The 9,883-nt window shown below is 41.7% G+C and carries 10 protein-coding genes; all 10 read left to right on the top strand.

Annotated elements, in window-relative coordinates:
* On the top strand, positions 1 to 96 hold a 96-nt coding region (locus M3234_RS14970; protein WP_262305499.1), incomplete at its 5' end, for an IS3 family transposase.
* A 741-nt stretch (positions 97 to 837) separates the two neighbouring features.
* Positions 838 to 1,659 carry a transporter substrate-binding domain-containing protein gene (locus M3234_RS14965; protein ID WP_262305492.1) on the top strand — a complete coding sequence of 274 codons (822 nt, stop codon included), beginning with the start codon at positions 838 to 840 and terminating at the stop codon, positions 1,657 to 1,659.
* Between the two features lie 44 nt (positions 1,660 to 1,703).
* Complete coding sequence (locus M3234_RS14960) at positions 1,704 to 2,360, top strand: amino acid ABC transporter permease (RefSeq protein WP_262305491.1); 657 nt, start codon at positions 1,704 to 1,706, stop codon at positions 2,358 to 2,360.
* A gap of 36 nt (positions 2,361 to 2,396) precedes the next feature.
* On the top strand, positions 2,397 to 3,125 hold the full coding sequence (locus M3234_RS14955) for an amino acid ABC transporter ATP-binding protein (protein WP_262305490.1): 729 nt from the start codon (positions 2,397 to 2,399) through the stop codon (positions 3,123 to 3,125).
* Positions 3,126 to 3,236: 111 nt separating this feature from the next.
* Positions 3,237 to 4,664 carry an amidohydrolase family protein gene (locus M3234_RS14950; protein ID WP_262305489.1) on the top strand — a complete coding sequence of 476 codons (1,428 nt, stop codon included), beginning with the start codon at positions 3,237 to 3,239 and terminating at the stop codon, positions 4,662 to 4,664.
* The gene (locus M3234_RS14945) at positions 4,661 to 6,277 is read left to right on the top strand and encodes an amidohydrolase (protein WP_262305488.1); all 1,617 of its coding nucleotides are present in this window, start codon (positions 4,661 to 4,663) and stop codon (positions 6,275 to 6,277) included. Before M3234_RS14950 ends, M3234_RS14945 begins: the two co-directional genes overlap by 4 nt.
* 99 nt (positions 6,278 to 6,376) lie before the next feature.
* Positions 6,377 to 6,544, top strand: a complete 168-nt coding sequence (locus M3234_RS14940; RefSeq protein ID WP_262305487.1) for a hypothetical protein — start codon at positions 6,377 to 6,379, stop codon at positions 6,542 to 6,544.
* 610 nt (positions 6,545 to 7,154) lie between these two features.
* The gene (locus M3234_RS14935) at positions 7,155 to 8,480 is read left to right on the top strand and encodes a glycoside hydrolase family 18 protein (RefSeq protein ID WP_262305486.1); all 1,326 of its coding nucleotides are present in this window, start codon (positions 7,155 to 7,157) and stop codon (positions 8,478 to 8,480) included.
* 245 nt (positions 8,481 to 8,725) lie between these two features.
* A complete protein-coding gene (locus tag M3234_RS14930) occupies positions 8,726 to 9,280 on the top strand; it encodes a PadR family transcriptional regulator (RefSeq protein WP_262305485.1) in 555 nt (184 codons plus the stop codon).
* A gap of 54 nt (positions 9,281 to 9,334) precedes the next feature.
* Complete coding sequence (locus tag M3234_RS14925; protein ID WP_262305484.1) at positions 9,335 to 9,814, top strand: hypothetical protein; 480 nt, start codon at positions 9,335 to 9,337, stop codon at positions 9,812 to 9,814.
* The last annotated feature ends 69 nt before the right edge of the window (positions 9,815 to 9,883 follow it).

Here is a 9,883-nt window from a genome sequence, read left to right as displayed (position 1 = left end):
AAATATATTTACTATTATAATAACAAGCGAATTAAGGCAAAATTAAAAGGCATGAGTCCAGTTCAATACCGAATTCATGCCCAGGTAGCTGCCTAATTTTTGTGTCTAACTTTTTGGGTTCAGATCATAGAGGCTCGGGTGGATCATCCGCTTGGAAGCCGATCCCCTTTGAGGGAACCGTCTATTGCTGGACCGAACATGTGGCTGCATGTTTGGTCTTTTTTTAGAATATGATTTTCTTACTCCTATTATAACCCAAGATTATGAAAAAGAAATAATTAAACTCAAGATAAGGTAGATAAATGTTCAGTAAAAATGATAAAAACGATCATAAATTCCTTCAAAAATTGAATCCTCGCTAAAGAATAATCCTTTTTTAAAAGGAAGGATTATCTATCATTCTCATTCTCAATGGAATAAAGCTAGACGTATCGCCGCACCTTTCTGCTCGGATAGCGAAGGGTGCTTTTTCATTCAACTTTATGGCTGTATATCATCGACACTTTCAATTCATTAAGTTGTTCCCTCTCTTTGAATAATAATAAAAAAATACAAATTTATTTATTTTTATCAAAATACGCATATAATTATGAATATTCATAGTTTATAATAATTTATAAAATCTCTTTTTGCTTTTTTGATATAATCCAGTCTTCTGGTTTATATAATGCAAAACTACCGAAAAAAGTTATTCCAAGCTTTGTGGTGTACATAGGAGGTGGAAGGTGTTCGCGTTAGACAATACTCTTAGATGTTGAGGGAAAAATTGGAAATTAAGCAAGGAGTTTTTCTAAAGGGGTATATTTGCCCGATTTTAAAAATTGAGGGGGAAAATGGATGAAGAAAGTATGGGTCTTATTACTGGCGTTACTATTAGCTTTGATGGCAGGTTGTACGGAGGAAACGAGTGGAGGGGGAAGTGGTCCTTCTACCATTCAAAAAGTTTTGGATAAGAAAAAATTAGTTATTGGTACATCTTCTGGGTATACGCCTTTTGAGATGAAGGATAAAAAAGGGGAGTTTATTGGTTATGACATGGATCTGGGGCGTGCGATTGGCAAGGCATTGAACGTCAAAGTGGAATTCAGAGATTTCGAGTTTACCGGACTTATTCCTGCTCTGCAGACAGGAGAAATTGATATGGTCATCTCGGCTATGACGATTCGCGGTGATCGCGCACTTGCTGTTAGCTTTTCTGATCCGTATTACACTTCCGGACAAGTCATTTTAGTGCCCAAAAGTGATACCACTACGAAGAGCTGGAAGGATTTAGATCAAAAAGGGAAAAAGATTACTGTCTCCCAAGGGTCAACCAGTGCACTCCTAGCGAAAGAGTTGTTTAAAAATGCAGAAGTCCTTGATTTTGAGGGTTATACCAATGCTGCCTTAGCAGTGAAACAAGGGCAAGCAGATGCTGTCGTAGGTGACGAACCAGCCGTTCGTATATATGAAACCCGAAATAGCGACTCCGTTCGCGGGATTTATGAGCTGCTTTCTGATGAAAATCTAGGTGTAGCGGTTCAATTAAATGATTATGCCACTATTAACTGGCTTAACTCATTTTTGAATTCGTACCGAAATGGGCCGGAAGACCAGAAAGCAGTCAATAAATGGTTTAAATCTAATGACTGGATCAATGAAATTCAGGATGAAGAATAAAAATGTTTTGCTGCATGGATTGCGGGATAGGGGGTTAAATCAACATGGGTAGCTCAGGATGGTCTGTGATCACTGATAATTGGGGTTTATTAATGAAAGGACTGCTAACAACGTTGGAACTCTCGGCATTCGCGCTTCTGTTAAGCATTCCGGTGGGAATCTTAATTGGACTTTGCCGGGTTTCGAAAAATCGAATACTTTCTTCCGCAGCGGTTAGTTATGTGGAATTTATTCGAGGTGTTCCATTGCTCGTCCTGTTAATGTGGATGTACTTTGTGTTGGGGAGATTTTTAAAATTGGGGCCATTTTGGTCTGGTGTTGTCGCATTAGGAATCTTTTCTGCAGCGTTTATCGCAGAAATCGTCAGGGCTGGTATTCAGGCGGTGCCGCGTGGACAGATGGAAGCGGCGCGCTCTTCGGGAATGACGCATATACAAGCCATGCGTTTTATCATCCTGCCACAGGCATTTCGGAAGGTGCTGCCTCCTATGGCATCTCAATTTATCACCTTAATTAAGGATTCTTCTCTCGTTTCTGTCATCTCTGTGATTGATCTAACACAGGTTGCCAAAAACCTTGTGGCAACATCTTTTAAAGCGTTGGAAGTGTGGACCTCGATTGCAATCATCTATTTTTGCATCACGTTTCTCCTTTCTCAGCTCATCAATCTGCTGGAGCGGCGCTATCGAGTAACGGAATAACGCATTTTTTCACCAAAATGTAAGGAGAGACTACCTATGATTCAGATCAAACAGGTAAACAAAAGTTACGGAAGCATGCATGTGTTACAAAATATCAATTTGGAAGTGCCGGAATCTCATGTATATGCGCTTATCGGACCTAGCGGCGCCGGAAAAAGCACACTGATCCGCAGCATCAATGGACTCGAGACTATCCATTCTGGGGAAATTATTGTAGATGGTATATCTGTACACGAAAAGAGCACGGATATAAATAAACTGCGTACCGAAATTGGCTTTGTGTTTCAATCGTTTAATTTATATCCTCATCTCACCGCTATGGAGAATGTGGCAATTGCCCCGATTCAAGTTAAAAAGACACCGAAAAAACAAGCAGTGGAGAAGGCAAAGGATTTGCTGACATCCCTCGGCTTGGGAGAAAAATGTCATTCCTATCCCAGCCAGCTCTCGGGTGGGCAGCAACAGCGGGTGGCCATTGCCAGAGCCTTGGCCATGGATCCTGCCGTCATGCTATTTGATGAACCTACTTCAGCGCTGGACCCCGAGATGATCAAAGAAGTGCTAGATGCCATACGAAAATTGGCGTCTAGTGGAATGACGATGGTGGTCGTCACCCATGAGATGGGGTTTGCACGGGAAATATGCGACCAAATCGTCTTCATGGCAGAAGGCAAGATTGTAGAAATTGCTTCACCTGAACAGTTTTTTACCAACCCTAAAACAGAAAGGGCAAAAGATTTCCTTTCTAAAGTTCTGAATCATTAACAGTGCAAGGGAAAATGTTTTCCCTTGCTGTTTTTCCGTTTTGACCAAGGTTAATGATTGGGAATGCTAGTTGGCGGTTCGTGGGGGTGGAGGGAAACGGAGGTTATTTCATTGAAAGCGGATATTATCATTACCCATGCCTTTGTTTTAACCATGGAAGGTAAAGGTGTCGGAATGGTTGAAAACGGTGCTGTTGCGATTATGGGAAATACCATTCTCGATGTAGGCAGAACGGATGAAATTCTTGCATCATACAAGACAGACCGGATCGTGGACGGCAATGGCAAACTGGTCATGCCTGGCTTGATTGATGCCCATATACATACAGGCATGTCCATCTTCAGGGGGATGGCGCAGGACATGTCCAACTGGATGCAAAAAGGCCTATGGCCACTCATGAAAAACGCCAAGGCAGACGAAGTTTTTCACGGATCGTTAGTTAATATTATAGAAGGAATCAAAGCAGGGACGACTACCTTTTGCGACTATGATCTGTCAATGAACCATATTGTAGAGAATTATGTTCAGGTCGGTGCCCGTGCCAGAGTAACGGAAATGGTCAACGAATTGCCAGATGACATTGGGAATTTGCCGATAGGGGAGCTGTACCCGTTTGACCCCTCTATCGGCGAAAGAAAATTGAAAGAAAATATTCAATTGTTCGAACAATGGCACGGCAGGGAAAATGGGCGAATCACCTGTCTTTTTGGACCCCAGGGAGCAGATATGATGGGAAGGGAGCTTCTGCTTGAGATAAAAGCTTTGGCAGAAAAGTATGATACCAAGATTCATATGCATATGGCTCAAGGAGAGCGGGAGATGGATCAGATGCTCAAAAGGTACGGAAAGCGTTCCATTCCGTTTCTTGACGAGATCGGATACTTGGATTCCCGATTGCTGGCCGTGCACTTGACAGAAGCAAGCAAGGCCGAAACGGAACTCGTGGCGAAACGAGGGGCATCGTTAATTTACTGTGCAGGCAGTATTAGCATTATTGACGGCTTGGTGCCGCCTATCCTGGATTTTTTAGAAGCAGGCGGGCAAGCGGGACTTGGATCGGATCAGGCTCCTGGCAACAATTGCAGTAACATGTTCAACGAGATGAAGCTCGCGGCTCTTTTTAACAAGGTTAAAAGAGCTGATCCCCGTGTGTTCCCTGCATGGCTCTCTCTAAGGCTGGCTACGATTGAATCAGCAAAGGCCATCGGACTGGATCACGAAATTGGAAGTTTGAAGAAAGGAAAAAAAGCTGACATCCTTATCATTAATTTACAAGAACCTGGATTAAGCCCCATTTTCACTCATCCCATTCGCAACCTTGTTCCTAACCTTGTCTATTCGGCCAGAGGCCATGAAGTGGAAACGGTTATCATTGATGGACGGGTTATTATGGAGGATCGTAAGCTTTTAACGGTGGATGAGAAACAAGCAATTATAAATGCTCAAGAAGCAGCTAATCGAATCAGTCAGCGGTCCCAGAAGGATATTACCGCATCTGATAGCGATGTATATAAGATGATGGAGGAAGGCTTTCTATGACAACAATTTTTACAAATGGACAGTTTTATACGTTTGATCAGGCTCAGCCCTTAGTCGAATCAGTCGTAGTCAACGATGGGAAGATTATCGATATGGGGTCACATGAAGATATGCTGCTGCACTGGGGACGTCATCATGCCATCATTAAGGATCTCGATGGGAAAATGGTGACGCCTGGTTTAATTGACAGTCACTTGCATCTTTCTTCGATTGCGACTAAATTGATGACGCTTGATTTGGAACATGTTAAATCAAAGGATGGACTGCTGCAAACGATTCAACAGCAAGTTGCTCAAACGCCGATGGGGGAGTGGGTTCTTGGGAGAGGCTGGGACGAAAACCGTTTTGAGGGAGGCATTTTACCTAGCATCGAAGAACTCGACCGAGTAGCACCGCACACCCCCGTGTTCCTTACACGAATTTGCGGCCATGTCAATCTGGCCAATACGAAGGCATTTGAAGTGGCCGGTTACTCTCCAGATATGACGATTCCGGATGGCGGAACGGTCGTGCTGGATCCGGTAACAAATAAACCTTCAGGGTTACTATTAGAAACGGCTTCAAAAATTATAGAAAGACACATTCCCAAGCCAAGTTACGAGCAGTTTAAACAAGGGCTGAAACAGGCGATCCATCTAGCGATGCAGTGTGGTCTTACAAGTGTCCATACAGAGGATCTGCGAACCTTTGGCGGGCTGGATCAGACATGGCAATTGTATGACGAGCTATTGAACCAAGAGAAACTAGGCCTGCGGTGCAACCTATTAATCTATTATCCTCATATTGAGGAACTTGTCCAGCGCAATATGTATGCCGGTTATGGGAATGATAACCTGCAGATTGGCGCTGCAAAATACTTTGCCGATGGCAGCTTTGGCGGCCGGACCGCCTTACTTTCCTCTCCCTATAAGGATGATCCAGGAAACGTCGGAAGTGAGATCCATAATAAGGAGGAATTGTACCAGCTGTTCAAACAAGCACGTGATGCCAATATGCCAATAGCAGTGCATACCATTGGCGATCAGGCGCTGGAAAATGTGCTAAACACGTTGCAGCAATTTCCGGCGGTCGCTTATCGGGACCGGATCATCCATACGTCGTTACTTCGAAAAGATTTGTTAGCACGCCTGAAAAGCCCAAATATTGTCGCTGATATTCAGCCACGATTTCTCGTGGGAGATTTCCCATGGCTTGCAGAGCGAATCGGATGGGAGCGGGCCAATAATGCCTACATTTGGAAATCCATGCTGGATGCAGGAATCATGTGTGCTGGTGGCTCCGATGCTCCAGTAGAACCAGTCGAGCCGTTGTTGGGGATTCACGCAGCCATTACGCGCCGGGCACCCACAGATACACATGAAGGGTACAATCCAAGTGAAAAATTATCAATGGAGGAAGCCCTGCGGATTTTCACCTATGGTGGTGCTTTGGCTACGAATGAAGAAGCAGTCAAGGGAACCCTAACCAGAGGGAAATATGCAGATATGACCGTTTATTCGAAGAATCTCTTTGCCTTAGAACCGGATGAGATCCTGACAGTCAAGATTGAGCAGACGATTATTAACAGCGAGGTTTGCTACGAACGCACAGGTGCTGAACATAGAAGCTTGTAAAATGTTTAGGCGGGTCTCTTTAGTAAAGATTTAGCAGGATAATAGAAAGTTTTGGCTTTCCAAAAGTCAGGTAACTGGCCTTTGGGAAGCCTTTTTGAATTGACTGAGTCTATTGCATTTTTAGTCGGCATTGTCGATAAAATGCGGCAGCAGGGGAGCGATATCGCGATTATCGGCTATGGTGTGGCAGATCTTGAACAAGCCCTGTTGGAAAAACTGAATGTTGATTTTACTGTGGTTGAAAACAAACGGAAAAATTCCGTTTAAATCGGGAAATACCTATATTTCCCTAAAAATAAAGGAATTTTTTCCGTTTATCTTATAAAAATCTTTGGATTTTGTCTTATTTAGAGCTGTTAACCGGAATATTTCCGCTTATATCTCCTTCTTAAGCCTCGACTATATATATTAACCGGAAATTCTCCACCTATTAAGGAAGATGGGTATTTCTATATTTTGCCGATAGGCATCAAAGTCTATTTGGGCAACGGTTTGGATGCCTTGAAGGATTTCAATTTGTCCAAGCTTAAATTGACGATTAATCTGTTAGCACGATTCAGAAAAATGGGAGTGCCTGGCACTACTTTTTGATCTATTTCTAGACTGGACATGTGACAGCAGGTTCAGTCATTTTTAGTTTAAGACTTGCATAATCCTATTATAAGGAATGAAAGAAACTAATTTATCAGGTAAAAATACCTGGCTCAATATGACTTTGAATATAGTGAATTCATAATCATTTTTTTCATTTTTCAACATGTGATTTGACATAAGTATTGCTTATAGCCCTATTAAATAATCTTTATTCACAGTACTCTATTATCCAATTATAATTCAATTATACAGAATTTTTTGATAAAGGGGAGGAAATATAACGATGACTAATATGAAGCAAAGTGGTTTTGATCTTTCTCAGGAGGACATAAATGAAGAATTACTAAAAGAATTATCAGAATTCCCACTTCTTGAAGCACTTTTTGGCCGGCGTTCCCGCCGATTTTTTCTTGGCGCCGAAATTCCTGATGGACCTCTTGCTTATAAATCTAGACACGAACCCGTTCCACTAAGCAAATTAGAAAAGCTGCTACTATTATTAGGGGTCAGTGGTGTAACGGGTTGGCACCATTCTGTTACTAGACATGATCGTTATAAGCCTCATCTTTCCAATTATTCAGGATCGGCATCGGGGAGAACCCATCCTTCTGCGGCTGGTTTTCATACTTCTGAAGTATTTTTTACGGATGATACAGGGACCTACATTTTCCGTACCCGTGATTTTGCACCAGAAGTGGAACGCTCAGACAATGGACAGCTTTCTACAAAAGAACTTCTGCTATCACATCAAAAAAGAATTGAGAAATTATCCGACGAGCGCCTGCATATTCCCAATTATGAGCCCTATATGGAGGGGCATAATTCTTGGGTGGCCAATAAACCAGGTACTTTCTTGGTGTTTCCGGTTGGGGATTTAGCCCAGCATACGCTATTAAATTTATGCTTCTACGTTCAGAATGGGCTCGCTATCTATGATGATATAAATAAACGAAAAATCCCAGGGTTAGAGAAATACAGACATATTGTCGATGTCGATAATCCGGTCCCCCTTAGCTTTCTTGATCAATATTCACTTGCTGAACTATCTGCTGAGTTGGCCACAGCGACATATTCAGGCATGTTGTTGCAGCAAGCAATTGGACTCGGAGGCTGGATGTTCGATGGAATTGACCGTTTAACCGTTTTAGGAGCCAGTGGTGATCCAGATGTTCCCGGTCTTGGCTTCCGCTATGATACAGATGAACGTTGGGCCATACCTAATCCAACAGGACTTGAAGGGGTATTTACTTCGTATACACCTCCACATTATCCGACGATGAGAGATGCAGTTGAAGCATTAGTGGAACGTAAATTTGGGAAGGGCGGACCATTTCATCCGGAAACAAAGGGGATTTGGAAGAATCCGTCATTCGTGCGCAGCAGTGCACAAGTACATGATGAAGAATTTAAAGAAATCATTGCCCTCCAGGCTCAATACATGTATGATACCTTCGGGAAATTTCCGGCAACCATCCCTTCGGTTTATTCATTAATGTACTTACAGGTGCACCATCTAGATTTAGAGTATTATGACAAACTATTTGATCCGCATTCTTATTTATCCACCCATGCGGAGCATTTGAAAAAGTGGCATGGCATAAAGTTGTAACGATTAAAAATTAAAGGCAGGAATTTTCAACTCTTAGAATATAGAATTTAAAAATAAATTAGTATACCCCCAACCCTGACCGAAGATCATGAATGACTTCGGTCTTTTTGTGGTGAAATGAGGTTTCGATAAACATGCTAAAACCAACCATTATCCATTTCTTGACAGATATATCAGATTGATATATATTGTATGTATCAAGGTGATATATGTACAGTTTATGAGGCAGATAAAGGAGGATGGAAATGGCAAATGAAAAAAAGATGAATTTTGTGATCCTTGGATTGTTAAGTCATGAATCTTTGACTGGATATGAAATAAAAAAAAGAATGGATACAACCTTCAAATTTTTCTGGAGTGCAAGCTATGGAAGCATTTACCCAACGCTCAATTCCCTAGTCCAGGATGGCTTGGTAACCAAGCTTGATATAACAGAAAATGGCAGAGATAAAATGCTTTATACGATAACAGCTGCCGGCAAAGAACTTCTAAAACAGTGGCTTGTTCTTCCAGTGACCAAAGATGAATTACGATACGAGACCCTAATGAAAGTGTTCTTTGGCGGTAAAATAGGGCCTAGCCTTACTTTGGAGCATATACATAATTTCGAATCAAAAATAAAAAATGATTTACCTTCTCTTGAAGGTGCTGTACAAAAACTCACGGAAATTCAGGATGAAGAGGATGACCATAAATACTTTTTGCTGACAGCCACTTTTGGGAAACAGATCTATGAGGCATATCTGGAATGGTGTGAATATGCAAAAAAAATATTGGGGGGAACTAGCTCGAATCAATAAAGTGAAAAAATGTTAAATTGTTAGGAAAGTACTAATTTTTCAGAAGGTATTTTTATGGTAGGTCATTTAGGGTTTTCTTATGTTGGCCTGATCTATTTATTGATGCTATGGATTCCAATTATCATCTGGAGCAGGAATAAGCCAATCGACTACGACACCACTATTGAAAATAAAATATTATTATTGTTTGAACGTGCTGGCCAAGTATGCTGCACCGTGAGTATCCTGATTTTTAGTGATTTCAAAATTGCGCCGTTTTCAGCATGGAGTTGGTGGCTGATTGCCTCATTTTTTCTGATGATTTTCTATGAAATGAGTTGGATTCGATATTTTAAAAATGAGCATACTGAAAGAAATTTTTACCTGAGTTTTTACGGAATTCCCGTCCCTGGTGCCAGTTTACCAGTTTTGGCTTTTCTCCTATTAGGTATTTATGGGAAAGTGGTTTGGCTGATCGCATCTGCTGTCATCATAGGTGTAGGGCATATTGGCATACACATTCAGCATTTAAAGGCCGCACAACTTACGCATTAAGTACTTTTTATATATAGCTTGGTACTCACTTTAAAGACATGAAAGTTTTTGCTTATATTTGTGATTCCG

The organism is Neobacillus niacini (assembly GCF_023715785.1).
Taxonomy (GTDB): domain Bacteria; phylum Bacillota; class Bacilli; order Bacillales; family Cytobacillaceae; genus Neobacillus; species Neobacillus niacini_E.
Note: the sequence above shows the minus strand (reverse complement) of the source record. Positions and strands in the feature narration are given on the sequence as shown.